Here is a 25,117-nt window from a genome sequence, read left to right as displayed (position 1 = left end):
GGAAGCTAGAGCACAGAGAGCCCGGCTCCGCACGCGGCGCCAGCAACGACCACGAGCCACGGCGGCACGCGCATCATCAGCGCGACGAGCGCGAGGATCGCGACTGCGAGTGTTGCCGGGCCAGTCACTCCGTGCACGAGGACGGGATCGACGAACGCCGCTGCGAGCACTCCGACGACGGCCGCGTTGGCGCCCTGCATGGCAGCCGCAATGGTCGGCCGACGATTCAGACGTCCCCAGAACGGGAGCACCCCGATCAGCAGCAGAAGGCCGGGAAGGAAGATTGCGACCAGAGCGACCGCGGCGAGGCCGGCTCGTGCTGGGATGCTCCCCGAAGCGTCAACCAGGGCGCCGGCATAGGCGGCGAAGCTGAACAGGGGGCCAGGCAGCGCTTGGGCAGCACCATATCCAAAGAGCAGGTGATCCTGCCCGATCGGCCCCGCGAATGCGGGCTCCGCCTCGAGCGTCGCGAGTACCACGTGCCCTCCCCCGAACACCGTCGCGCCGGCGCGGTACGCGGCGTCAGCGACAGAGAACGCGGAGTGCTGCAAGCTCGCCGCGATGATCGGAAGTAGAGCGAGGAGCGCGCCCGCGGCACTGAGCGCCGCCAGTGCACCTCGACGACCGATCGGCAGCTCTTCATCGTGCTCGTGCGCAGGCGCCTCCGGCTCCGCAGTGCGTCCGAGCAGCGCGACTCCGGCTATCGCCCCACCGCAGAGCACCGCCAGCTGCCCCCACACCCCGCCGATCAGCAGCGCGACGATCGCCGCGACGATCGCGATACTCGCCCGTTGAACGTCGGGAGCGAGTGAGCGCGCCATCCCGGAGACTGCCTGTGCGACCACCGCGACCGCGACCGCCAGCACCCCGAGGAGCACGCCATCGGCGATCGGACCCGATACGGTGCTCGCGCCCAGGGCGAGCATGAGCATCAGCAGCGCTGACGGGATCGTGAACCCGAACCAGGCACCGATCGCCCCAGGCAGGCCCGCCCTTCGCAATCCAAGAGCGAACCCCACCTGACTCGACGCCGGACCGGGAAGAAACTGGCACAGTGCGACGAGCTGCGCGTACTCCGCGTCGGTCAGCCACCGGCGACGAACGACGAATTCGTCACGGAAGTAGCCGAGGTGCGCGACGGGGCCGCCGAACGAAGTGCAGCCGAGACGCAGGAAGACGGCAAAGGTCTCGAGTACTCGAGACGGGTCGCGAGCACCCTCGAACATCCTTCGAGCGTAACGAAGGAGGAGCGAGACCGGGGCGGCCCGTGCCCGGTGTTCACTCCCCCGACATCCGCGTCGCCCGTCTCTCGCAATTTCTTTCACGGAGCGCATTCGGTACCCTGAATAGTCGGTCGAGGAGAGGAGTGAGATATGTACGTGAAGATCTGCGGGCTGCGAGACCCCGCGCACGCCACCCTCGCGGCCGAACTGGGAGCGGACGCTGTCGGCGTCGTGATGAGCTCGCGCAGCAGCCGGCATGCTTCGGTCGACGACGCGCGAGCCGTGGTTTCCGCCGCCCGAAGTACGCGCAGCGACATCGACACGGTGCTCGTCGTGAACACGCTTCCCGCAGCAGAAGCGGCTCGGCTGGCCGTCGACCTCGGGTTCGATGTACTGCAGCTGCACGGCGAATACACCGCCGACGATGTCGCGGCTGCACAGGCACTGCTCCCCCGGGTGTGGCGCGCGACGTCGCTCGTCGGAGCCCCGCAACTCTATGCAGGTGAGCTCAACGAGGAACGGCTTCTCCTCGACGGCGCGACCCCCGGTTCGGGCGACACGTGGGATCTCTCCCCACTCGGCAGCGACAGCGCGCTCAGGGGCCGCATTGGAACCGACTGGCTCCTCGCTGGTGGCCTCTCCCCCGACAATGTCGCAGCGGCGATCGCCCTCGCACGACCCGGAGGCGTCGACGTCTCCAGTGGAGTCGAGAGCGCCGCGGGCCACAAGCATCCAGATCTGATCAGCCGCTTCATTGCGGCAGCGCGCGCGGCATCCGCGTCAACCGACGAAAGCGATACACTTCATGAGTGACCGGCACGAGCCAGGCAAGCGCACCCGCAAGATCACGCTGGTGACACCGCCGCCAGTCCCTCACCCGGGCCTGATCCCCGGAATCGGGGTCGAGCAGACGGGCGTCCGATTCGCGACGAACTGGGTGGTGCTCGGCGTCGCGGTTGCCTGCACACTCGCGGTGATCCTCTGGGCCTTCATCGCTCCCGATACGATTGCGGTCGTCGGAGGCACCTCGCTTACGTGGGTGACCGAGAACTTCAGCTGGCTCTTCGGGTCGCTCGCGATTGCGGTTGTCTGCTTTATGCTCGTCGTCGGTTTCGGACGCACCGGTGGTATTCGTCTCGGCTCCGATGACGAAGAGCCCGAATTCTCAACCCTGTCGTGGATCTCGATGCTGTTCGCAGCCGGGCTCGGGATCGGCCTGCTCTTCTACGGACCACTCGAACCACTGACGTACTTCTTGAGCCCCGCCCCCGGCCTCGAGGTCGAGCCCGCGAGCGGAGACGCAGCCCTTCCCGCACTGGCACAGACCATTCTGCACTGGGGCCCGATCGCGTGGTCGTTCTACGCCCTGGTGGGGGGCGCAATTGCTTACAGCGCCTACCGCCGTGGCCGCGCGCCGCTCATCTCGGCGCTCTTCGAGCCCATCTTCCCGGGCAGCAGCAACCGCATACTCGGGCGCATCATCGACATCTTCGCGATCATCGTGACGCTGTTCGGCACCGCCGTATCGCTCGGCATCGGGGCACTGCAGATCGAAAGCGGGTTCCGAATCGTGACGGGCCTCGGCCCGATGGGTAACGCCTTCATCGTCGGATCAATCGCGATTCTCACCGCGTTCTTCATCGCTTCGGCGGTCGCCGGAGTCAAGAAGGGCATCCGCCGACTCTCGAACCTGAACATGTTTCTCACTGGCTCGCTCGCGGTGTTCGTGTTCATCGTGGGGCCGACGGTCTATCTGCTCAACTTCCTGCCCGCATCAATCATCGAGTTCTTCCAGCAGGCGATGATCATGCTCGCGCGCAACCCGAACCAGGGTGAAGAGGCGACCCAGTTCCTATCGACCTGGACGACCTACTACTGGGCGTGGTGGGTTTCGTGGACGCCGTTCGTCGGCATGTTCATCGCCAAGATCTCTCGCGGTCGTACGCTGCGGGAGTTCGTGACCACTGTGGTGCTTGTTCCGTCGGCCATCGTCATCACGTGGTTCGTCATCTACGGCGGCACAGCCATCTTCCAGACCCTCAATGGCGCCGAACTCGACGCCGGCGGGTCGGGCGAGTCGGTGCTCTTCGAAATGCTGAACGAGCTGCCCCTCGGCATGATCGCTTCGGTAGTGGCAATGATCGCAGTGCTGGTGTTCTTCGTCACCGCAGCCGACTCGGCATCCATCGTGATGGCTTCGATGTCGCAGGCGGGCCGACCCGAGCCCTCGAAATGGGTGACGATCGTCTGGGGCCTCCTCCTCAGCCTGATCGCGGTCGCTCTGCTGTTGGCGGGCGGGCGCGATACGCTCTCGGGCCTGCAATCCCTGATGGTGGTGTCGGCGCTGCCGTTCGCGTTCATCGTGATCGGAATCATGATCGCGTGGGTCAAGGATCTGCGAACCGATCCCTACATCATCCGTCGCGCATACGCGCGTGCAGCGATTGCGCAGGGCGTGCGCCGCGGTATCGATGAGTTCGGCGACGACTTCGTCTTCGGCACGAACAGCGTGCCCGCGGATGAGGGCGCCGGAGCCGGCTTCGATAGTGAGGATCCCGCTCTCACCGACTGGTACGTCGATGCGACGACTGGCCCTATCGAGACCATTAGAGCGACCGACGTGCAGCGCACGGTCGATCCTGGCCGCATCCAGCCTCCTGGTCCGGAACGGGACGACCACGCGGCCTCAGGGGATGCTTCCCTTTCTGCAGGCGGCGACACGCGATCGCACTCAGGCGAGCCGGGATCGACTGCGACTCCCCCAACGGCGCCTCGCACGACCGAGGACGATGCTCGCGACAACGATCGCTGAGCTACCGAACGACACACGGGTGTCACCGGCAGCCGGGGCGCAACTGCTTCGGCACCGGCTGGTAACACCCGCGTCGCGATCGAAGCGGAAGTAGCACGCGGGATAACGCGCTGGCAACGTTGACATTGCCAGCGCGTTATCAGTAGGCTTTTCTTGCACGGTTTTGAAACGATTCAACTCAACGGCGAGTGCGCGAAAGCAGTGACGCCGTTGTCGCAAGGGAGCGCAATCGCATGCCACACCACGTCGACCGCCAGCCATCTGGTCTGACCCGCCGACAACTCATCCGCTATTCGGCCGTGACCGCGGCCGGTGTCGCCGCACTCTCGGCGTCCCAGCCAGCGTCAGCCCTCGCCCTCGCACGCAGCGAGGCGTCCGCAGCCGGTACAGCGACGCTTGACGGGTTCACGAACCCCACGATGGCCACCGCTCCGCGGTTCCGCTGGTGGTGGCCGAACGGCCAGGTCGATCTCGAGCAGATCGCGACTGAGGTGCGCACTGCCGCACGCTCCGGCTTCGGTGGGCTCGAGATCTCCGATGTGCACCATAGCGTCAGAAGCGGCCTCGACATCGACAATTACGGTTGGGGCGGCGAGCACTGGGTCGCCGCGGTCGAGACGGCGCTCGCCACCGCCGAAGAAGAAGGCATCGAAATCGACATCACGCTCGGGCCATCGTGGCCGGCGGCGACGCCGAACATCACTCCGCAGTCGGAAGCGGCGATCAAGGAGATCGCGCATGGATCGGCCACTCTCGCGCCGGGGGCCGCATTCTCGGGTGCACTCCCCGAGCCGATCACTCCCCCGGAGCCCGGCGTCACCGAGCGCACGCTCCTTGGCGTGCACGCACTCGAGATCGTCAGCGTGGGACGAACGACGGTGCTGAAGCGCAGCAGCCTCGTCGATCTGACCGGAGACGTTGCGAACGAGAGTCTCGAGTGGACCGCGCCCGCCGCGGGCGGATCCTGGGTGCTACTCGCCTACTGGGAGCGCGGCAGCGGTCAGCGGCCCGAGGGCGGCGATCACACGAATCCGACGTCGTACGTCGTCGATCATTTCAGTGCGGAGGGCGCGCAGACCCTCATCGACTACTGGGAGGCGAATCTCCTCACCGATCGCATCAAGGGCCTGCTCGGTTCGGTGGGCGGAAGCTTCTTCGAAGACTCGCTCGAAATCGAAACCCACGCCACGATATGGACTCCGAAAGCCCGCGAAGAGTTCCAGAGCCGCATGAGCTACGACATCTTCCCGTTTCTCCCCGTGCTCGTGGAGACCAAGGAGAAGTACCTCTACGATTACGACGACATCGTCACCACCCGTGTGCGCGACGACTTCAACCAGGTGATGAGCGAGCTGTACTCCGAACACCACCTCATCCCGCTTCGCGACTGGGCGCACTCGTACGGCCTTGAGTACCGTGTGCAAGCCTATGGGCTCGAGCAGGATTCGATCGAGCAGGCCGGTATCGTCGATATCCCTGAAACCGAGTCGCTCGGAGCGAAGAACGTCGACGACTATCGCGTGCTCGCGAGCGGGCGCGATATCGCCGGCCGCAAGCTGCTCAGTTGCGAGTCATCGGCATACCTCAACAAGGCGTACCTCACGACTTGGCGCAATGAAGTGCTCTACACGCTCGCCGAGACCTTCTGCGGCGGCGTCAACCAAACGGTGCTGCACGGATACGCTTACGCTGCGGCGCCGGGGGCGGGTTGGCCGGGTTTCGCGGCATTCTCCCCCTATAACGGCGGCGTCGGGTACTCCGAGGCCTGGGGCCCGCGCATGCCCGTCTGGAAGCATCTCGATCGAGTGGCCGCTGCGATCTCCCGCACGCAGTGGGTGCTGCAGCAGGGACGCGCCGTGTACGACATCGCGTTCTTCCGGCAGAAGGGCTGGGCGCAGACGGGCATCGGCGCCCCGTGGGCGACTGCGGCCGGCATCCCGATTGGCTGGTCGCATGGATTCTTGAACGAGTCGGGACTCTTCCAAGAGCTCTCGGTATTGCAGGGAGGCCGTTTTGCGCCGCAGGGCGGCAACTATCGCGCCTTCATCCTCGATATCGACCGGTTCCGCGGCAGCGAGGCCACCATGTCCGTGCGTGCCGGCGAAGCACTGCTCGCGCTCGCGCAATCGGGCTTCCCCATCGTGTTCTTCGGCAATTGGAGCGCGCCGGCATCGACGGGATACCGCGACGCCGCGACGAACCAACGGGTCGTCGATATCATCGCCGAGATGCGCGCGCTGCCGAACGTGGCCGATGCTGCCGGCAACGACGACATTCCGCTGGCTCTGGCTGCGCTCGGAGTGAACCGCACTGTCAGCCACGCGAGCTCGAGCGTGAAGCACGTGCATCGTGTGGCAGACGGGATCGACTACTTCTACTTCGTCAATGCCAAGCACAATCCGGGCAAAGACAAGCTCACGTTCGTCGAGCAAGATGTGACCGTGCTCGCCACATTCGACGCGCACGTGCCGTATGAGCTCGATGCCTGGACGGGCACGATCCGACCTCTCGCGAAGTACACGCGCGATGGGGCGAACGTCACGGTGCACCTGCGGCTGCAGCCGGCGCAGTCCACCGTGATCGTGCTCGCTCCTGAGGGCTGGGCCGCGACGACGGCCCCGCGGGCCATCGTCGCCGAAACGAGCGGACAGGAGGTGTCGGTGACCGCTGACGGCGCCGTGTACATTCACGCCGCCCAGGCCGGCCCCCATGCGGTGCGCTTCGCGGACGGTCGTCAGAAGCAGACGCTCGTGCCATCTCTTCCTGAACCGCTCGCGCTCACCGACTGGTCGCTCTCACTCGATGATTGGCGACCAGCCGCCGATGGAGTGGCGACCGACCACGTCACGCACCGCGTCGAGAACAACGCGCTCGGAGCCTGGACGCAACTGGGATTCACCGACGTCGCGGGAGTCGGCGACTACCGGACGACCTTCACACTGGACGCCTCGTGGCGACCCGGCAGCGGAGGCGTCCGTCTGTCGCTCGGGCAGGTGCTCGACACCTTCAGAGTCTGGGTAAACAGCGTGCCGGTCGACCACGTCGACCTGAGCGACACGGAGCTGGACATCTCCGATTACGTGCGCACCGGGCGCAACACCCTCCGCGTCGAAGTCGCATCTCCGCTCATCAATCGGCTCCGGGTCGTCAACCCGACCGTGTACGGCGTCGTCCCCGCTCAGGCATACGGCCTCATCGGCCCAGTATCGATCGTTCCGATCGGAAAGGCGCGGGTGGCCTGACCATGAACGTCACGACTCTCACTACTCTCACGACCAGAAAGAGCAGCATGACCACTCGTCCCGCCCTTCGCCGCGGCTTGCCGGCAGCATTCATCGCGGCGGCGCTGATCGCGGCACCGCTGAGTGCGACGAGTGCCGCAGCCGTCGATGCCACCATCGCAGGCAGCGTTACCGAGGATGAAATGCCCGTCGGCCGCGTGGAAGTCTCGGCCTATCGCTGGGACAGCGCGCAGAGCACGTACGTCTTCGAGCAGGAGACCGAAACCGACGCCGACGGTGCGTGGACACTCGACTTCCTGCCCGACGGCGCGTACACCCTCCAGTTCGACACCTCGGTTTCGAGCGCGCGCTATGCGCTCGGCGAGTCGCTCGGCGGCAACGCCTCGTACCTGGACGACGCGCCGGCCTTCGAGATTACCGACGGCACCAGTGATGCGGACCCGTTCGCCGAGCACGATCTCGAGCGATGGGGCGGCGAAGTCACGCTCTCAGTGACCGAAGGCGATAGCACGCTCATCGACCTCGATGATGCCGTTGCGCAGCTGCAGGGCATCGACGTCGGCGGAGTCGCATCCGAATCGCAACGAGAGTACGCCGACGAGACCGGTGAGATCACCATCTCGCGCGTGCCTGCGGGTGGATACGTGCCCTGGGTCGCTGCGCGGGGCGAGGCCGCCGCACCAGCCCCTCTGGATGCACTCGTCTTTCCCGGTACAACCGTCGACTTCGGCCCGATCGCACTGGGGGTCGCCCCGGAGGGTGAGTTCGCAGCGGATGCCCCGACTCTGTCAGGCGAACCTCGCGCCGGGGAGACTCTCACGGTTGTCGATCCCGTGTTCACTCCGGATCCCGAGATCGTCTCCCACCGCTGGAGCGCCGGGGAGACACCGCTCGACAGCACGAGTGCGTCACTGGATCTCACGGCCGAGCTTGTGGGCGATCCGGTCACGGCATGGGTATTTGCTCACGGAGCGGGAAACGCGCCCTTCGTCTCGATGGTCACGTCTGACCCGGTGCTCGCAGCGGAGGCGGACCCGAGCGCTGAGGCCGAGGCAAGCGGCGCCGGCGCAGCCGCCGACGCGTCAGGATCGAGCACCGCGGGAGGCGCGGATGCAGACGCCTCGACTGCGGGGAGCACCGATGCATCGGCGACCGGCGCTGCAGATGTGGAGGCGGGCGGAACTTCGGATTCCGGTGCGGCCGAGAGCGACGGGAGCGAGCCAGGAGACGGGTCGCTGCCGATAACGGGCGCCGGCATCGCCGGGATCGTAGCGGTCGCGATCGCACTGCTCGCGGCTGGCGCGATCCTCCTCTTCCGTCGTCGTTCACGGCTGCACGCAGAATGATGGATTGGGCGGGCGGAGCTCCCAGGCTCCCCCGCCCGATCGGCTGCTCTGGCATCGTCGTGCGACAGCGAGTATCCTGACGTCTATGCCCGAGCGGTCTCTGCCGCCCCTCCGCATCCGCGCGCGGACGCTTCGGGCCTCCCCTGTTTCCGACGAAAGTTTGCATGACTCCCTTCGCACGAACGCCCGACAGTTCGAATGCTGCTCCGCAGGCCGAGCCGTTCGAGCACACGGAGTACGTGACCAGCCCGCGCCTGACGCACGTGCCTGATGCTGAGAGCACGCTCCGCACCACGCCGCGCACGAGACGCAATCGGTTGGCGCGCGGTGCAGCTGCTGCGAGCGTCTGCGGGCTCGTCTCGACGCTCGCGATCCCGCTCGTGCAGCATCCCGGATCGACGGACACGGCCGCGGCTCAGCAACGGCTCTTTTCAGAGGTCTCGGTCGACGATCTTCCCTCGTCTCTCGCCGAGATCGACGCTGTCGACACAGACGCTCCTTCACCGGTCGGATACTCCTACCGAGCACGGTCCCTCGTCAACTATCCGTTTGCGACGCCGGTCGCCCTCACCGACCCATTCGGGTACCGAACCGCTCCAGTCGAGCAGTTTCACGACGCCCAAGACTTCGCAGCTGCCGCGGGCACCGAGATCCTCGCCATAGCGGATGGGAAGGTCTCCGAAGCGGGCGAGGCGACCGACGGATGCGGATTCGCCCTCACGATCGAACACGAGATCGACGGCAAGGAGGTGACGAGCCGGTACTGCCATATGCAGACCGATTCGCACTCGTGGGAAGTCGGCGACGGCATCGAGATGGGCGAGCGAGCTGGGCGAGTCGGGTCGACGGGTATCTCGTTCGGGGCCCACTTGCACCTCGCTCTGCGCGTCGACGACACTCCCATCGATCCGATGCCGTTCCTCGCAAAGTACTACCGAACTGACCGCGATGAAGCGCCTGCCTCCGACAGGCCCGCGCGCGATTCGGAGCTGCCGGCCGACTGATCAGTTCGGCACCGCACGCGCCTCAGCGCGCAGCGGCGGACGAGGTCGCGCGGGCCCAGTCATCAAGCTTCGCCGCGGCCTGTCCCGAGTCGATGGCGGCTGCCGCGACCACGAGTTTCTCGCTGAGACGCTCGAGCAATGCGCGTTCAGCCGTCTCCGGCCGCTGCGCGAGGTCGAACGCGACGAGCCCCGCAGCCGCGTTCAGCAGCACGATGTCCCTGATCGGCCCGGATTCACCAGAAAGCACCCGCCGCACGACCTGGGCGTTCTCGTCGGGCGTGCCGCCCACCAGGTCACTGATCTGGGCCCGCGGAATTCCGAGGTCGCGCGGATCGATGTCGTGCTCCGTCAGTCCGCCGCGACTCACTTCCCACAGCCGCGAGTGGCCCGTGGTCGTCAGCTCGTCGAGCCCGTCATCGCCTCGGAACACGAGCGCGGAGGCACCGCGCAGGCGGAACACGCCGACAAAGATCGGCACGCGCTCGATGTCGGCCACTCCGACAGCCGATGCCTCTGGACGCACCGGATTGCACAGCGGGCCGAGGAAGTTGAAGATAGTCGGGATCCCCAGCTCTTTTCGGGCATTCGCGACATGGCGGAATCCCGGGAGGAACCGAGCGGCGTGAACGAATGCGATCCCAGAATCGCGGAAGGCACGGGACAGCTGCGGACCATCGAGTGTCAGGTCGATGCCGAGCGAGCTCAGCACGTCGGAGGAGCCCGACAGACTGCTCGCCGCCTTATTCCCATGCTTCACCACGGGAGCGCCAGCGGCCGCTGCAGTGATCGACGCCATGGTGGAGATGTTCACCGTTCCGAAGCGGTCTCCCCCGGTGCCGACGATATCGAGCGACATCGCGGGCAGGTCGAGCGGAAGCGCCTCTGCCAGGATCGCATCGCGGAACCCGATCACTTCGTCGACCGTCACGCCCTTCGAGCGCAGCGCTACGAGGAGGGCGCCGATCTGCGCACCGCTCGCGGCTCCGGTCATAAAACTGGACATCGCCCATTCGGCTTGCGAGACGCTCAAGTCGTCGCCTTCCAGCAGCGTCGTAAGTACGGTCGGCCAAGTCCGTTCGTCGATCATGGGTCGATTCTATCGAGGGCCAGAAAACCGCGAGATCACGCCACTTCATCGGATGAATGTCGAGCGTTCGTGGGAATCCCGGGCCGCCGGAGACGGTAGGCTACCGGGGAAGGATGCAGAAAGTTCGGCTCGCCGTGTCCGGGTGAAAATGCACACCTGACTTTCAGCCATAATGGAAGGGTGACAACGACCACTATGAATACCAAGTCAGCCGTGCCTGCGGTGAAGCGACCGAATCTCGTCGCCGTGGGCACGATCGTGTGGCTCGGCAGCGAGGTCATGTTCTTCGCGGGCCTCTTCGCGATTTACTTCACGCTGCGGGCGATGAACCCCGAACTGTGGGCGGAACAGACCGAGAAGCACAACTTCACGTTCGCGCTGATCAATACGCTCATTCTGGTCGCTTCGTCATTCACCGCACAGGCCGGCGTCTTCGCCGCCGAGCGCATGCAGCCGCGTGCCACCGGCGCCAGCATGAAGAAGTGGGGAACCGTCGAATGGTTCTACCTCACCTTCTTCATGGGCGCGATCTTCGTCGCGGGCCAGGCCTACGAGTACGCCACCTTCGTCTCTGAGGGCATCACTCTTGCGTCCGACCCGTACGGCTCTGCGTTCTACATGACCACCGGCTTCCACGGCATCCACGTCTCGCTGGGTCTCGTCGCATTCCTCCTGGTCATCGGTCGCATCTACGCCGTAAAGAACTTCACGCACAAGGAGGAGACCACCGCAGTCGTCGTGTCGTACTACTGGCACTTCGTCGACATCGTGTGGATCATCCTCTTCATCGTCATCTACGTCCTCAAATAGGGTCAGGAGCAATCGACATCATGGCTCGCGCCAAGAAGAATCTTCGCAAGTCCGGCCGCCGGCACCCGCTCGCGACGGTCGCACTCGTCGCCGTCGGACTCCTCGTGACCGGCGCCGCGTATGCAGGCTTCAGCCAGACCTCCGCGACGGCAGAGGTCGACCTCACCTCTCCCGCCACGATCGAAGCGGGTGAGAAGCTGTTCGGCGCTAACTGCGCGACCTGCCACGGCGCTGCCGCCGAGGGTACGCCCGATGGCCCCACACTGATCGGCGTGGGCGCAGCATCGGTCAACTTCCAGGTGGGCACCGGCCGTATGCCGCTCGCATTCCAGGGCCCCCAGGGCATGGTCAAGCCACAGCAGTTCACCGAGGAGCAGACGCTGCAGATGGCGGCGTACGTCGCATCGCTCGCTCCCGGACCCGCGCTTCCCGAGACGCAGTACCTGCAGGCCGACAGTGACGATGAGGGTGTGGCTAACGGCGCATCGCTCTTCCGCATCAACTGCGCCATGTGCCACAACGTCGCAGCCGCGGGTGGTGCGCTCACCGAGGGCAAGTTCGCGCCGAAGCTGACGGGAGTCGCTCCGACGCACATCTACGAAGCGATGATCACCGGGCCGCAGAACATGCCGGTCTTCAGCGACGCGAACATCTCGCCGCAGGACAAGGCTGACATCATCTCGTACCTCAAGTACATCGAGAACCAGCCAGCAGTCGGCGGCCTCACCCTCGGATCGATCGGCCCCGTCGCCGAAGGTCTGTTCATCTGGGTGATCGGCCTGGGCGCCGTTATCGGCCTCACGGTCTGGGTCACCGCAAAGTCGAACTAGTCGACGACGCGTCACAGTTTTCATGAGTCAGGAATCAAGGAGCAACATGGCAGAGGAAGCGAAGAACAACGGCGGCGAGCACGCCGTTGTCGTTGCCGCCGGCCACGGCTCGGTCGAAGCCGCCGCGGGTACCGCGGTGATCCCGTCCGACGCCGTGCAGAATCCGGGCCTTCCCCCGCACCGCAAGCGCGTCACGGATCTCGATCCGAAGAAGGATAAGAGCGCCGAACGAACGGTCTACACTCTCTTCTACCTCTCGATCGCGGGCAGCCTCGGCGCCGTGCTCGCCTACATGTTCTTCCCGATCGAAACGGGTGAACTGATGGCGATTCGCCTGCACACGATGTTCGTCGGCCTCGGCATGGCACTTGCCCTGCTGGCTGTCGGCATCGGCGCGGTCCACTGGGGCAAGGCGATCATGGCGGATCACGAATCCATCGATTACCGTCACCCCGTCGCGAGCGATGCGCCGACCCGTGAAGGATCGGCTGAGGTCTTCAAGCTTGCCGACGAGGAATCCGGTTTCTCGCGTCGTTCGCTCGTGCGGAACAGCCTCATCGGTGCGCTGATCGCATTCCCCCTGCCCGGAATCACGCTCTTGCGCGGTCTCGGCCCCCAGGATCGCGATCCGGTCGAGCTTGCCCACCACACGATGTGGACCGAGGGCGTGCGACTTGCGCGCGACCCTTCCGGTGTTCCGATCAAGGCCAGCGAAGTCACCATTGGTTCAGCGTTCCATGTGATTCCCGAAACCCTCAATCACGAGGACTTCGAGAAGATGACTCTCGATGAGCGCGGCGGCAGCGTTCACCTGCTCGACGCGAAGGCGAAAGCCATCGTGCTCCTGATGCGCCTGAACCAGGAGGATCTCCACGAGCTTCCGGAGCGCAAGGACTGGTCGTACGACGGCATTGTCGCCTACTCGAAGGTGTGCACGCACGTCGGATGCCCGGTGGCCCTGTACGAGCAGCATACGCACCACCTGCTGTGCCCCTGCCACCAGTCACAGTTCGATGTTTCGGAGCACGCGAAGGTGATCTTTGGGCCGGCGAAGCGTCCGCTTCCCCAGCTTCCCATCACCGTCGACGACGAGGGTTACCTCGTTGCGCAGAGCGATTTCCATGAACCCGTCGGCCCGAGCTTTTGGGAGCGCCTCAAGTGAGCAGCACTGTCACCGAAACCCCCGCGTCGAGCCAGCAGGCTCAGAACGGCTCGAGCCGCTTCACGGCTGCAGCCGCGAACTACATCGACGAGCGCACCAAGATCGGCGTGGCCGTCAAGGAGTTCGGCCGCAAGGTCTTCCCGGATCACTGGTCGTTCTTGCTGGGCGAAGTCGCGCTCTACAGCTTCGTAGTCATCCTGCTGTCGGGCACGTTCCTGACGCTCTTCTTCCAGGCATCGATGGTGGAGACCCATTACACGGGCCCCTACGTCCCGATGAAGGGTGTCGAAATGTCGGTGGCAATGGCCTCGACGCTCGACATTTCATTCTCGGTGCGGGGCGGCCTGCTCATGCGTCACGTGCACCACTGGGCGGCGCTGCTCTTCGTCGCCTCCATCGGCTTGCACATGCTCCGCATCTTCTTCACGGGAGCGTTCCGCAAGCCGCGTGAGCTCAACTGGGTGATCGGCTTCGTGCTCTTCATCCTCGCCATGGCAGAGGGCTTCACCGGCTACTCACTCCCCGACGACGTGCTTTCGGGCAACGGTCTGCGCATCATCGACGGCATCATCAAGGCCATTCCGGTGATCGGCACTTATCTGTCGTTCTTCTTCTTCGGTGGCGAGTTCCCGGGCACTGCGATCGTCGGCCGTCTCTACATGCTCCACATCATGGTGCTTCCAGCATTGGTGATCCTCTTCATCGCGCTGCACCTCGCGTTTGTGGTCATCCACAAGCACACCCAGTACCCCGGACCCGGAAAGACGCAGCAGAACGTCGTCGGTTTCCCGGTACTCCCGGTCTACGCAGCGAAGGCCGGCGGCTTCTTCTTCATCGTGTTCGGTGTGATCGTGTTGATCGCGTCACTGGTGGGAATCAACCCGATCTGGAACTACGGGCCGTACGACCCGTCTCCGGTGTCGGCCGGTACACAGCCCGACTGGTACATCGGCTTCGCCGACGGCATGCTCCGATTGGTGCCACCGGGTCTCGAAACCGAGTGGTTCGGTTACACCTGGTCGTGGAACATGCTGCTTCCGCTCGCGATCATCGGTCTGTTCATCGTCCTCGTCATGATCTACCCCTTCATCGAGGCGTGGGTCACCGGCGACAAGCGCGAGCACCACATCCTCGACCGTCCGCGCAACGCCCCGACCCGCACCGCAATCGGTGCGGCAGGCGTGACGTTCTACGCAGTGATGTGGGCCGGCGCGAGCTCCGACCTCATGGCGACGCACTTCCAGCTCTCCATGGAGGGCGTGATCCACGGACTGCAAGCGCTGCTGATTCTCGGGCCGATCTTCGCCTACCAGGTCGCGAAGCGCATCTGCATCGCCCTGCAGAAGAAGGACCGCTCGATCGCCCTGCACGGCTACGAGTCGGGTCGAATCGTGCGCATGCCCGGTGGCGAATTCGTCGAGGTGCACAAGCCGCTCGACGAGTATGAGTCGTGGCAGCTCGTGAGTTACCACGATTACGCTCCGCTGATGCTGCGCCCCAACGATGACGGTCGTATCCCCTTCTCGCAGCGGCTCCGCGCCGGCTTCAGCCGCTGGTTCTTCGAGGATCGCATTGTTCCGCCGAGCAAGGGCGAGATCGAACAGGGACATCACGAGGGCCACTAACCCCCTCTCGAGAACACAACACAATGCCCCGCAGGATTCTTCCTGCGGGGCATTGTGTTGTCCGGTGCGACGTTCTCCCAAAGGCTGCCGCTCCCCTCGGTCGAACTCGCCACGCACTACTGATTTCCTCTGGGAACTCCCCGATCCGGTGCTGAACGACGCCGCACAGCAGCTCCGCGAACGCGCAACGAAATCGAGCGGGTCGACCTTTCGAGACCAACCCTCCCCCGACCAATCTGCCGAATACTCAGACTCAGCAGGCTGTGAAGCCTCGCTCGGCCGACTCGCTGCCGCTATTCAACGTCTTAGCGCCGTCACCGAGCGTCATCTCAAAGGTGATTGCCGCCTCGAGGACCGCCACGCCCACACTTCCGTAGGCATGATGGAACTCAGTTCGCCCCCAAACATCTCGAAACGCCGTGAGAATCTCGAGAAGCGGCGCACGGAGTTCATCGATGTTCAGCACTGCCAGTGCCTGCGCAACGACGCTATGAGCAGCGCCCAGGGCATTTCTGCGGCGCGTGCCTCCCGCGTCACCGCGATCACCTGCGCGCTCCACAGGCATGTCCGTTCGCGCTCCGTCGACGGCACTGCTCTGTGCAAGGATGAGCTCGACCGCGGTACGGCAGCATTCACGAAACAACTCGTGCTTGTTCGAGAAATTGGCGTAAACGTGGGGCTGAGGCACACCCGCACGGGCGGCGATCGATGCCGTGGCGGCCCCATGAAAGCCAAAGAGGCCGAACTCAATGAGTCCGGCCTCGATGAGGCGCACGCGGTTCTCGCCGGGCCTTCTCCGAGCACGGCGCGCGTTCATGGTTATCCGAGCGCGAGGATCTTACGGTAGTGCTCGCCTACCGCTTCAAAGCCGCGGTGATTGTAGAAGGAGCCGAAGCGAGCCGTTGAAGCTGATAGCTGGCGCACTCCTCGTCCCATGCAGTAGTGCTCGTTCGCCTGCATCAGTCGATCACCGACGCCATGCCCACGCGACCCCTCGTCAACAACGATCTCTTGCAGGTGGGCGGTCAGACCCGGAGCATGCAGCAGACGGGAGACCGTCATCAGGGAATACCCGACAACCGCGCCGTCGAGCTCAGCAATGAAGAGAACGTTGGCCTCTTGGTCGCGATGCCGCAGCACGTTGTCATAGGCAACCGAGAACTCGTCGCGTCCGATGGGCTCGCGGCCGGTGGTGAACTGCCGCGCAAGCCCGAAGACTGCTGCGTCGTCGTCACCGCGACCACGACGAATGATGATGCTCAAACCGTGCCGTCCTTAACGCGCGAAGTTGCCGCGGTAGTACTCGTATACCCAGCCGATCACGGCGACGAGCACGATCGGAAGTGACAGGAATGCCAACCAGAAGTCGAATCCGACGCACAACCCGAGAATGACGAGCGCGGCGCCGAAGGCCAACACGATCGGCCACCAGCTCCACGGGCTGAACTCGCCGAGCTCGGGATCCCCATCGTCGATATCCGAGTCGTCGCGGTCTTCCACGAGCACGCCGCCCTGCTTGCGCTGAACAAGCATGAGATAAGAGGCGATGAAGCCGGTAAGTCCGCCCGAGAGCAGGATCGCGGTCGAACCCACCCACTCGACGTACCCGTGCTCGATCAGATTCCACACCGTGTACACCGCTGCAAGGAGCACCATGTAGACGGTTAGGATCCAGAAGATGACGATGTTCGATTTCATAACTCGTTACTCCTCAGCTCACTGTTTCTCAGCGAGCTCGCGCTCGGTCTGCCGCACCGGTTGTTCCACGCCGGTGATCTCGGGGTGATTGAGATCGAAGGCCGGCGACTCCGAGCGGATGCGCGGGATCGACGTGAAGTTGTGGCGGGGCGGCGGGCAGGAGGTCGCCCATTCGAGCGAGCGACCGTAGCCCCAGGGATCGTCCACGGTAACCTTCGGCGCACGACGCGCGGTGATGTACACGTTCAGCAGGAACGGGATCATCGAAGCGCCGAGGATCATCGCGCCGACAGTGGAGAGCTGGTTACCCCACGTGACGCCGTCCGACGGGAGGTACGTGTAGTAGCGGCGCGGCATTGCCATGACCCCGAGCCAGTGCTGGACCAGGAAGGTGGTGTGGAAGCCGATGAAGAGCACCCAGAAGTGAATCTTGCCGAGCCGCTCGTCGAGCAGCTTTCCGGTCCACTTCGGCCACCAGAAGTAGAACCCGGCGAACATCGCGAAGACGACCGTGCCGAACACCACGTAGTGGAAGTGCGCCACAACGAAGTAGGTATCCGAAAGGTGGAAGTCGAGTGCAGGCGATGCCAAGATGACGCCGGTCAGGCCGCCGAACACGAATGTCACGAGGAAGCCGATCGACCACAGCATGGGGGTCTCGAAGGTGATCGAGCCACGCCACATCGTGCCGAGCCAGTTGAAGATCTTGACGCCCGTGGGCACCGCGATCAGCATCGTCATCAGCGCGAAGAACGGGAGCAGAACGGATCCGGTCACGTACATGTGGTGCGCCCACACTGTCATCGAGAGCGCTGCGATCGCAATGGTCGCGTAGATCAGAGTCTTGTACCCGAAGATTGGCTTCCGGCTGAAGACCGGGAAGATCTCAGAAACGATTCCGAAGAACGGGAGCGCGATGATGTAGACCTCGGGATGTCCGAAGAACCAGAACAGGTGCTGCCAGAGGATGGCACCGCCCTCGCCGTTGTAGACCTGAGCGCCGAATATGCGATCTGCCGCGAGCGCGAAGAGTGCAGCTGCAAGAACCGGGAAGACGAGCAGCACGAGGATCGAGGTGATCAGCGTGTTCCATGTGAACACCGACATGCGCCACATGGTCATTCCCGGAGCGCGCATGGTGATGATCGTCGTGATGAAATTCACGCCGCCCATGATCGTGCCGAAGCCAGAGAACGCGAGGCCGAGAACCCAGAGATTGCCGCCAACTCCAGGAGAGTAGGTCATATCCGAGAGCGGCGCGTATGCGAACCAGCCGAACGACGCCGCACCCTGGGGGGTGAGGAATCCACCGACCGCGATGAGCGACCCGAAGGTGTACAGCCAGAAGGCGAACGCATTGAGTCGCGGGAAGGCGACGTCGGGTGCACCGATCTGGAGCGGCATGATCACGTTGGCGAACCCGGAGAACAGCGGAGTTGCGAACATCAGCAGCATGATCGTGCCGTGCATGGTGAACAGCTGGTTGTACTGCTCCTTGGTCGCGACGACCTCAAGACCGGGAGCGAACAGCTGCGCGCGGATCACGAGAGCCATCAGGCCGCCGATCAGGAACCACACGAAGGAGCTGATCAGGTACATGTACCCGATCACCTTGTGGTCCGTGGAAGTTATCCACGAGACAATGACATTGCCCTTCTTCATCTTCTGCTATCCCTCGTTACTCGTTCTGAGCCTTGGCCTGGTCACTCTGGAAGTGTTCCTGGTTCGGGTTGTATTCCTCGGGCACCAGACCGGTGTTGCCGGCCTCGCGGAGCGACGCGATGTATGCGTCATACTCGTCCTGCTCGACGACCTTGACCTCGAACAGCATCATGGAGTGGTACTCGCCGCAGAGCTCTGCGCACTTGCCCATGAAGGTTCCGGTTTTGGTCGGTGTGAAGCTCATGTAGTTGGTCTGACCCGGGATCATGTCCTTCTTGTACAAGAACTCGACCACCCAGAAGGAGTGGATGACGTCACGGGTCTCGAGACGAATCTCGGTCGTCTGATCGACGGGAAGGTAGAGCACAGGCATAGTGTCGGCCTCGGCCTCACCATCGTCATCGGTCTGCACCTGCACGCCCTGGAAGTAGACGTCCTCATCGACATAGTTGAAGTCCCAGGACCACCGCTTGCCTACGACCTCGACAACGTTTTCGGGGTTGTCATAGCGCGCCTCGATCTTGCTCTGCTCCTGCGCGGTGAACGCGAAGAAGCCGATGACGAGGATCACGGGAACGATGGTGAAGAACGTCTCGATCGGCATGTTGTAGCGCAGCTGCACGGGAAGCCCGGTCTGGCCTTTGCGGCGGCGATAGGCGATGGTCGCCCAGATGATCAGTCCCCAGGTGACCACGCCGACGGCGAGCAGGACGATCCAGGACGTGACCCACAGGCCGGTCACCCCATCCGTGTGGTTCGTGGCCCCTTCGGAGCCCGCGGGAAGAAATCCCCGCTGCTGCTCCGGGGTACAGCCCGCCAGTACCAGCGCTGCGGAGAGCGCCACCGGGGCTGCGACCCATTTCATTCGACGATTGGAACGCACCGCATACCTTTCGAAAACGTTGTTTCGCCGCACGCATGCGAACGAAGCTGATGACTCCCTGACAGCTTAGCGCGAACGCGACCGTTCCCCGAACCACGGACGGGTGTCGCGAAATCCGGTCTGACGAGGCGCGGCGCGAGCTCGTTCAGCTGAAGCTGTCGCCGCAGGCGCAGCTTCCCTGAGCGTTGGGGTTATCGATCGTGAAGCCCTGCTTCTGGATCGTATCTTCGAAGTCGATGGTCGCTCCGTTGAGGTACGGGATGCTCATCATGTCGACGACGACGCCGACACCATCGAAATTCACCACGGCGTCGTTCTCGAGCTCGCGCTCGTCGAAGAAGAGCTGATAGATCAGGCCGGAGCAGCCGCCCGGCTGCACCGCGATGCGGAGACGCAGGTCGTCGCGACCCTCCTGTGCGAGGAGGCTGCGCACCTTCTCGCGCGCGTTCTCGCTCAGCTGCACGCCGTGCGCCTGCTCGGCCGTGGTCGAAGCGCCCTCTGGTGCGATCGTGTCGGTGCTCATCTGTAACTCCTTGCTCACGTCGTGATCGTTCGCGTGCCAGTCTACCGCCCGGGCGAGGCGGGAACCGGCCTCAAGTCGCGGTACGCTAGAAGTCTTCGGCGGACGCCGAGCAGGGTGGCGCGCACAGCGTCGGAAACGGGAGGATCTGCGTGGCTCAGAAGGGCGCTGCGAACGAGCAGGGTGCAACGGACGGCAGCGAGGCCGTCGTCGGAAAGGGACGCCCGACGCCCTCGCGGAAGCAGGCGGAGGCCGCGAACGCCCGCCCGATCGTCGGCTCCCGCGACAAGGCCGCGATCAAGGAGCAGCGCCGCCAGCAGGCCGAGCTGCGTGAGCGCGCTCGCGTCGGCATGATGCAGGGAGACGAGCGCTTTCTCGGCCCGCGCGACAGAGGCCCGCAGCGTCGCTTCGTGCGCGATTACGTCGATGCTCGGTGGAACGTGGGCGAGATGCTGATCCCGATGATGCTCGTGGTGCTCGTCATGACGTTCATTCCGGGCACGGTGCAGGTCATCAGCCTGTTCGTCATCTGGGCGTTCGTGGGGCTCGCCGTGCTCGATGCGGTATTCCTGGGGGCCCGTCTCAAGCGCAAGCTGTCGGAGAAGTTCGGTGAGGATCGCGTGCAGCCCGGATTCCGCTGGTACGCCGCGATGCGCGCATTCCAGTTCCGTCCGCTCCGCGCCCCCAAGTCCGTGGTGAAGCGCGGAGCCTTCCCGAGTTAACGCCTTCCGGCGGGCGCGCCGCTCCCCCGGAATCCGGCGCGCCTCAGCCCGCGGTTGACGCTCCGCGCCCACAAGGGGCCGGCATAGACGAACGCCGTGTAGCCCTGCACCAGTGTTGCTCCCGCCCGCAGGCGTTCGAGCACGTCGAATGCACTCTCAACACCACCGACTGCGATGACGCAGAAGTCGGGATCCGGTTCGACGGCGCGGATTCGACGAAGCACATCGAGCGACCGATCCCGCAGCGGCTCGCCCGAGAGGCCACCCGCACCGATCCGAGCGATCTCTGCCTCCGAGGCGCGCAAGTTGTCACGCGACACCGTCGTGTTGGTCGCGATGATCCCGTCGAGGCCCACCCTCCGGGCGAGCGCGACGATCCCGTCGATCTGCTCGTCCTCCATGTCGGGGGCGATCTTGACGAGCAACGGCGTCTGACCTGCAGCCTCGCGCACCGCGGCCAGCAATGGTTCGAGCAACTCGAGCTCTTGCAGACCCCGCAGGCCAGGAGTGTTCGGTGAACTGACGTTGACGGCGAGGTAGTCGGCGATCGGAGCCAGTCGCTGCGTGCTCCACACGTAATCCGCCACCGCGTCCTCGACCTCGGTGACACGGCTCTTGCCGATGTTCACGCCGATCACGGGGCGCCGGCGACTCAGGCGAGCGCGTTCGATACGCGGAACCGCGGCGGCTGCGCCCTCGTTGTTGAACCCCATCCGATTCACCAAGCCTCGATCGTCGACGAGGCGGAACATGCGCGGCTTCGGATTGCCCTTCTGCGCATATCGGGTGAGCGTACCGACCTCGACGTGTCCGAAACCCAGTTCCGCGAGACCGGCGATGGCGGTCGCATTCTTGTCGAAGCCCGCCGCCAATCCGAAGGGGCTCGGGAACGTCGTACCGAGGGCTCGCACGCGCAGCGACGGATCTGGCCCGCACAGACGACGAACGATTCCTCCCGCGAGCGGAACGGCCTGAATGACTCGGAATGCCCAGTGGTGAGCGGATTCCGGGTCCATCCGTCGCAGCACGGTCGTGAAGAGCATCGGGTACCAGCGCATTGCGGTCACGCTTCCTGATCTGCGTCGGAGCGATCGCTGCGTGCAGCGGATCCGCTCGGGCGGGTGCGGAGTTCTTCGATCGCGGAGTCGAAGTCGGCGAGAGACTCGAACGCCTGGTAGACGCTGGCGAAACGCAGATACGCGACCTCGTCGAGCTTGCGCAGATGCGGCAGGATCGCCAGCCCGATCTCATTGGCATCGAACTGCGCGATACCGCTCGATCTGACCGACTCCTCGACCTGCTGTGCGAGTACCGCGAGGTCGGCCTCGGTGACCGGGCGTCCCTGGCAGGCTTTGCGCACGCCGCTCATGACTTTCTCACGGCTGAACGGCTCGACGACGCCCGAGCGCTTGATCACTGTCAGGCTGGCGGTCTCGGTCGTCGTGAATCGGCGTCCGCACTCGGGGCATTGGCGGCGGCGGCGCACCGAGAGCCCGTCGTCGGCGGTTCGAGAGTCGATGACGCGAGAATCGGGGTGTCGGCAAAACGGGCAATGCATCAGCCGCGCTCCCTTCGGGTTTCGAATCGTGCGCTCACGGCGTCACCGTGAGCCGGCAGGCCTTCCGCCTGAGCGAGGACCTGAAGCGGCCCGGCGACGTCGCTCAGTGCATCGTGGTCGTACCTGACGATCTGCTGAGGACGCAGGAAGGTGTGCGCACCGAGGCCTGCTGCGAATCGCGCGGTGCCGCCCGTCGGCAATACGTGATTGGAGCCTGCGAGGTAGTCTCCGAGGCTCACCGGCGTGTACCCGCCGACGAAGATCGCGCCGGCGTCGGTGATGTCCGCGAGCACTGACTCGTCATCCCGGGTCTGAATCTCGAGGTGTTCCGGCGCATAGGCATTGCTCACGGCACTCGCCGCGTGCAGATCGTCGACGAGTATGATCGCCGACTGCTGCCCGGAGAGCGCCTCCGCCACGCGACCGGCGTGGCGGGTGCCGGCAGCACGCGTCGCGATCTCGCGCGCCACCTCCTGCGCGAACTCCTCAGAGTCGGTGACGAGCACCGAAGCGGCGGCCTCATCGTGCTCGGCCTGACTGATGAGATCGGCGGCGACGTAACCCGGCTGTGCCGATTCGTCGGCGATCACCAGAATCTCAGTGGTCCCGGCTTCAGCATCGATCCCCACCAGACCAGTCACTACGCGCTTGGCCGCTGCGACGAATACGTTGCCCGGGCCCGTCACGACATCGACCGCGTCGAGGTCGATCTCGGGAACTCCATGGGCGAATGCGGCGATAGCCCCGGCTCCCCCGATGGCGTAGACCTCGGTGATGCCGCAGAGAGCGGCAGCCCACAGCACAGCGGGGTGCGGGAGACCGGAGTTGTCGGCCTGCGCGGGCGACGCGAGCGCAAGACTCGGCACGCCCGCAACCTGCGCGGCAACTGCGTTCATCACGACTGATGAGGGGTAGGCCGCCTTGCCGCCCGGCGCGTACAGGCCGACACGGGTGACCGGCTGCCAGCGCTGCCGAATGACCGCTCCATCGGCGAGTCGCGTCACCTGCTCGGCGGGCACCTGGGCCGACGAGCCCTGGCGCAATCGCGCGATGAGCTCTCGCAGCGCTCCTTCGACCTCCGGCGGGCAGTTGCGCAGTGCGTCCGTCACACTCTCGCTCGGAACGCGCAACTGATGCCCCTCGACGCGATCGAAATCGCGCGCCTGTTCCCGCAGCGCCGCTTCGCCGCGTTCCGCGACGTCGGCGATGAGCGGGCGCACCCGCTCCACCGCGATTTCAGCACTGACCGCTGCACGCGGCACGAGTCTGAGGAGTTCGTTTCGGAAGAGCGCGCGGCCCCGGAGATCGATCGTTCGCATCACCCGACCAGTCTACTGAGGCAGCCGGACCTCACATCGCGGGCCCGGAATGTCATGCTTGCGCAACGAGCACCCCGAACCACACCAGTTCGCGCACTCCAGTCACCAGCGCCTCGCGCGCGGCCGAGGCGTCGACCTCCAGCAGTGTCGCGAGCGCGTCGGCGATCTGCCCGAGCGAGAGTTCGCCGTCGCACGCGCCAACGGCCGCCGCGAGCAGGGTGTCAGCCGCGATCCGCCTCGCAATGGGGCGCGCCGTCTCCAGCGTGATGCGGCGCGGCGCCTCTTCCCCCGGCTGGTGCTCGCGAATCTCCACGACAGCACGGTCGAGCACCCACCGGGTGTCGAGCATCTCGCCCGATGACATGCGCGCCGTCGCTGCACCCGTTTCGAAGGCGAGCTGCAGCGCGTTCCCGAGTCCATTCGCATCGGCGAACGCTCCTACGGCCGTATCGAGGTGCACCACCGGTGCTGCCTGCGCATCGGCTGTGGCGCGCTGCACCCGTACAGACCCCAGACCGATGGCCGTGATCCTGCGCTGCGCGAAATCGTCGATCCACGCCGCCAGCAGCCGCTCGAATTCGACATCGCCCGGTCGGACTCCGCCGTCGCGCACCCACGTCTCGGCGTAGCTCGCGGGTTCGACGCGGTCGCGCTCGATCACCCAGGCGTTCAGCACACCCGCCGAGGCTGCCGCCGTGCCGATCCAGTGCGATACGCGGTTGAGTCCGTTCGAACCCCAGGGCGACTCCCAGTTCGCGAGGCAGAGCAGAGTACCGCCCACACGCAGCAGTGCCGGCCCGGTTTCGATCACCGATTGGGCAAGCGCATCCCCAGTTCGGCCGCCATCGCGGTACTCGTATACCGGAGCCTCTCCAGAACGCGGCGTGATGACGAATGGCGGGTTCGACAGGATGAGATCAAAACGGTCTTCGGCGACGGGCGAGAACAGATCGCCCGGGCGAAACTCGATCCGATCGCCGACGCCGTTCAGTCGCGCATTCATGCGCGCGAACTCGAGCGCGCGCTGCGAGATGTCGGTCGCGATGACACGTGTTGCGTGGCGCGTCAGGTGCATCGCGACAATGCCGCAGCCGGTGCCGAGGTCGAGCGCTGCGTCGACCGGGGCCGTCGGTGCTTGCGCGATCAGCGATCGAGTGGCTCCTCCGACGCCCATCACATGATCCGCGCGAGCGGGCCCCCGTCGCAACTGGTCGTCGAGGTCGGAGAGCACCAGCCAGTGCTCATCGACCGAGAGACGCACCGGGTTCAGCGACCACGCGGCGCTGAACCGATCCTCGCCCTCGGGCCGGCCCGGCACCGCGTGCACGAGTCCGAGTTCACCGGCGCCCGCGGCCGTCAATTGAGGCAATGCGGCGTCGAGCTCGGTCGACGTGACGTGAGATCCGAGCAGGAAGCATCGGACGAGGATCGCGCGCGCATCGTTCTCCCGACCGGCGATGGCGCGTAGCGCGGGCGCGAAGACGCCGCGCTGTCGGGCGCTGTCGGCCGTATCCCCCAGGAGCTCGGCAACGGACTCGACGGAGAGCTCGGCGACGGAGAGATCAGCGCGAAGGCGGTCGATGAGTTCTGCATGCACTCGCCCAGCGTAGTCGC

Annotated in this window: 22 protein-coding genes; 10 read left to right on the top strand and 12 right to left on the bottom strand. The window is 65.0% G+C overall.

Features of this window, described 5'->3' with window-relative positions:
• Positions 1 to 5 precede the first annotated feature (5 nt).
• Complete coding sequence (chrA, locus tag AB0O71_RS06550) at positions 6 to 1,226, bottom strand: chromate efflux transporter (RefSeq protein WP_363743435.1); 1,221 nt, start codon at positions 1,224 to 1,226, stop codon at positions 6 to 8.
• A gap of 147 nt (positions 1,227 to 1,373) precedes the next feature.
• Here chrA and AB0O71_RS06545 point away from each other — a divergent pair, with 147 nt between their 5' ends.
• From AB0O71_RS06545 to AB0O71_RS06525, 5 genes are all read left to right on the top strand, one after another.
• Positions 1,374 to 2,036, top strand: coding sequence for a phosphoribosylanthranilate isomerase (locus AB0O71_RS06545; protein ID WP_363743433.1), 663 nt, complete (start codon positions 1,374 to 1,376; stop codon positions 2,034 to 2,036).
• A complete protein-coding gene (locus AB0O71_RS06540; RefSeq protein WP_363743431.1) occupies positions 2,029 to 4,035 on the top strand; it encodes a BCCT family transporter in 2,007 nt (668 codons plus the stop codon). The genes AB0O71_RS06545 and AB0O71_RS06540 overlap by 8 nt, the downstream gene beginning before the upstream one ends.
• Positions 4,036 to 4,268: 233 nt before the next feature.
• On the top strand, positions 4,269 to 7,277 hold the full coding sequence (locus tag AB0O71_RS06535; RefSeq protein WP_363743428.1) for a glycosyl hydrolase: 3,009 nt from the start codon (positions 4,269 to 4,271) through the stop codon (positions 7,275 to 7,277).
• Between the two features lie 47 nt (positions 7,278 to 7,324).
• Entirely contained in the window at positions 7,325 to 8,623 is a 1,299-nt protein-coding gene (locus AB0O71_RS06530; protein ID WP_363743426.1) for an LPXTG cell wall anchor domain-containing protein, read from the top strand.
• A gap of 164 nt (positions 8,624 to 8,787) precedes the next feature.
• On the top strand, positions 8,788 to 9,627 hold the full coding sequence (locus AB0O71_RS06525) for a M23 family metallopeptidase (RefSeq protein WP_363743423.1): 840 nt from the start codon (positions 8,788 to 8,790) through the stop codon (positions 9,625 to 9,627).
• A gap of 22 nt (positions 9,628 to 9,649) precedes the next feature.
• On the opposite strand, the gene trpD is transcribed toward AB0O71_RS06525, so the two are convergent.
• A complete protein-coding gene (gene trpD, locus AB0O71_RS06520) occupies positions 9,650 to 10,714 on the bottom strand; it encodes an anthranilate phosphoribosyltransferase (RefSeq protein WP_363743420.1) in 1,065 nt (354 codons plus the stop codon).
• A 195-nt stretch (positions 10,715 to 10,909) separates the two neighbouring features.
• Between trpD and AB0O71_RS06515 the strand changes: the two genes are divergently transcribed.
• Genes AB0O71_RS06515 through AB0O71_RS06500 form a run of 4 tightly spaced genes read left to right on the top strand, consistent with a single transcriptional unit; the run spans position 10,910 to position 15,141 of the window.
• On the top strand, positions 10,910 to 11,524 hold the full coding sequence (locus tag AB0O71_RS06515) for a heme-copper oxidase subunit III (RefSeq protein ID WP_090149051.1): 615 nt from the start codon (positions 10,910 to 10,912) through the stop codon (positions 11,522 to 11,524).
• A gap of 20 nt (positions 11,525 to 11,544) precedes the next feature.
• On the top strand, positions 11,545 to 12,354 hold the full coding sequence (locus AB0O71_RS06510) for a cytochrome c (protein WP_363743417.1): 810 nt from the start codon (positions 11,545 to 11,547) through the stop codon (positions 12,352 to 12,354).
• Positions 12,355 to 12,400: 46 nt separating this feature from the next.
• Positions 12,401 to 13,516, top strand: coding sequence for a Rieske 2Fe-2S domain-containing protein (locus AB0O71_RS06505; RefSeq protein ID WP_363743414.1), 1,116 nt, complete (start codon positions 12,401 to 12,403; stop codon positions 13,514 to 13,516).
• Positions 13,513 to 15,141 (top strand): cytochrome bc complex cytochrome b subunit, encoded by a 1,629-nt coding sequence (locus AB0O71_RS06500; protein WP_363743411.1) that lies wholly within the window; start codon positions 13,513 to 13,515, stop codon positions 15,139 to 15,141. Before AB0O71_RS06505 ends, AB0O71_RS06500 begins: the two co-directional genes overlap by 4 nt.
• Positions 15,142 to 15,394: 253 nt before the next feature.
• Here the strand turns inward: AB0O71_RS06500 and AB0O71_RS06495 are convergent, their stop codons facing one another.
• The 6 genes from AB0O71_RS06495 to erpA all read right to left on the bottom strand — a co-directional run bounded on the left by AB0O71_RS06495 (position 15,395) and on the right by erpA (position 19,907).
• Positions 15,395 to 15,958, bottom strand: coding sequence for a TetR/AcrR family transcriptional regulator (locus tag AB0O71_RS06495; RefSeq protein WP_363743408.1), 564 nt, complete (start codon positions 15,956 to 15,958; stop codon positions 15,395 to 15,397).
• A 2-nt stretch (positions 15,959 to 15,960) separates the two neighbouring features.
• Positions 15,961 to 16,404, bottom strand: a complete 444-nt coding sequence (locus AB0O71_RS06490; protein ID WP_363743405.1) for a GNAT family N-acetyltransferase — start codon at positions 16,402 to 16,404, stop codon at positions 15,961 to 15,963.
• Positions 16,405 to 16,416: 12 nt separating this feature from the next.
• Positions 16,417 to 16,839 (bottom strand): cytochrome c oxidase subunit 4, encoded by a 423-nt coding sequence (locus tag AB0O71_RS06485; protein ID WP_363743402.1) that lies wholly within the window; start codon positions 16,837 to 16,839, stop codon positions 16,417 to 16,419.
• A gap of 18 nt (positions 16,840 to 16,857) precedes the next feature.
• The gene (gene ctaD, locus AB0O71_RS06480) at positions 16,858 to 18,501 is read right to left on the bottom strand and encodes a cytochrome c oxidase subunit I (RefSeq protein ID WP_363743400.1); all 1,644 of its coding nucleotides are present in this window, start codon (positions 18,499 to 18,501) and stop codon (positions 16,858 to 16,860) included.
• Between the two features lie 16 nt (positions 18,502 to 18,517).
• Positions 18,518 to 19,366 carry a cytochrome c oxidase subunit II gene (gene coxB, locus AB0O71_RS06475; RefSeq protein ID WP_363743398.1) on the bottom strand — a complete coding sequence of 283 codons (849 nt, stop codon included), beginning with the start codon at positions 19,364 to 19,366 and terminating at the stop codon, positions 18,518 to 18,520.
• Positions 19,367 to 19,529: 163 nt separating this feature from the next.
• Entirely contained in the window at positions 19,530 to 19,907 is a 378-nt protein-coding gene (erpA, locus tag AB0O71_RS06470) for an iron-sulfur cluster insertion protein ErpA (protein WP_363743396.1), read from the bottom strand.
• A 149-nt stretch (positions 19,908 to 20,056) separates the two neighbouring features.
• On the opposite strand from erpA, the gene AB0O71_RS06465 reads away from it, so the two are divergent.
• Positions 20,057 to 20,626: a DUF3043 domain-containing protein gene (locus AB0O71_RS06465; protein WP_363743393.1), complete on the top strand. Its 570-nt coding sequence runs from the start codon at positions 20,057 to 20,059 to the stop codon at positions 20,624 to 20,626.
• On the opposite strand, the gene AB0O71_RS06460 is transcribed toward AB0O71_RS06465, so the two are convergent.
• From AB0O71_RS06460 to AB0O71_RS06445, 4 genes are read right to left on the bottom strand one after another with little or no spacing between them, the layout of a single operon-like run.
• Positions 20,623 to 21,684, bottom strand: coding sequence for a quinone-dependent dihydroorotate dehydrogenase (locus tag AB0O71_RS06460; RefSeq protein ID WP_363743539.1), 1,062 nt, complete (start codon positions 21,682 to 21,684; stop codon positions 20,623 to 20,625). The genes AB0O71_RS06465 and AB0O71_RS06460 overlap by 4 nt on opposite strands.
• A 5-nt stretch (positions 21,685 to 21,689) precedes the next feature.
• Complete coding sequence (nrdR, locus tag AB0O71_RS06455) at positions 21,690 to 22,184, bottom strand: transcriptional regulator NrdR (protein ID WP_363743391.1); 495 nt, start codon at positions 22,182 to 22,184, stop codon at positions 21,690 to 21,692.
• On the bottom strand, positions 22,184 to 23,503 hold the full coding sequence (gene hisD, locus AB0O71_RS06450) for a histidinol dehydrogenase (RefSeq protein ID WP_363743389.1): 1,320 nt from the start codon (positions 23,501 to 23,503) through the stop codon (positions 22,184 to 22,186). The genes nrdR and hisD overlap by 1 nt, the downstream gene beginning before the upstream one ends.
• Before the next feature lie 52 nt (positions 23,504 to 23,555).
• Complete coding sequence (locus tag AB0O71_RS06445; RefSeq protein ID WP_363743387.1) at positions 23,556 to 25,100, bottom strand: methyltransferase; 1,545 nt, start codon at positions 25,098 to 25,100, stop codon at positions 23,556 to 23,558.
• Positions 25,101 to 25,117 lie beyond the last annotated feature (17 nt).

This window comes from Leucobacter sp. NPDC077196 (assembly GCF_040687075.1).
Taxonomy (GTDB): Bacteria; Actinomycetota; Actinomycetes; order Actinomycetales; family Microbacteriaceae; genus Leucobacter.
Note: the sequence above shows the minus strand (reverse complement) of the source record. Positions and strands in the feature narration are given on the sequence as shown.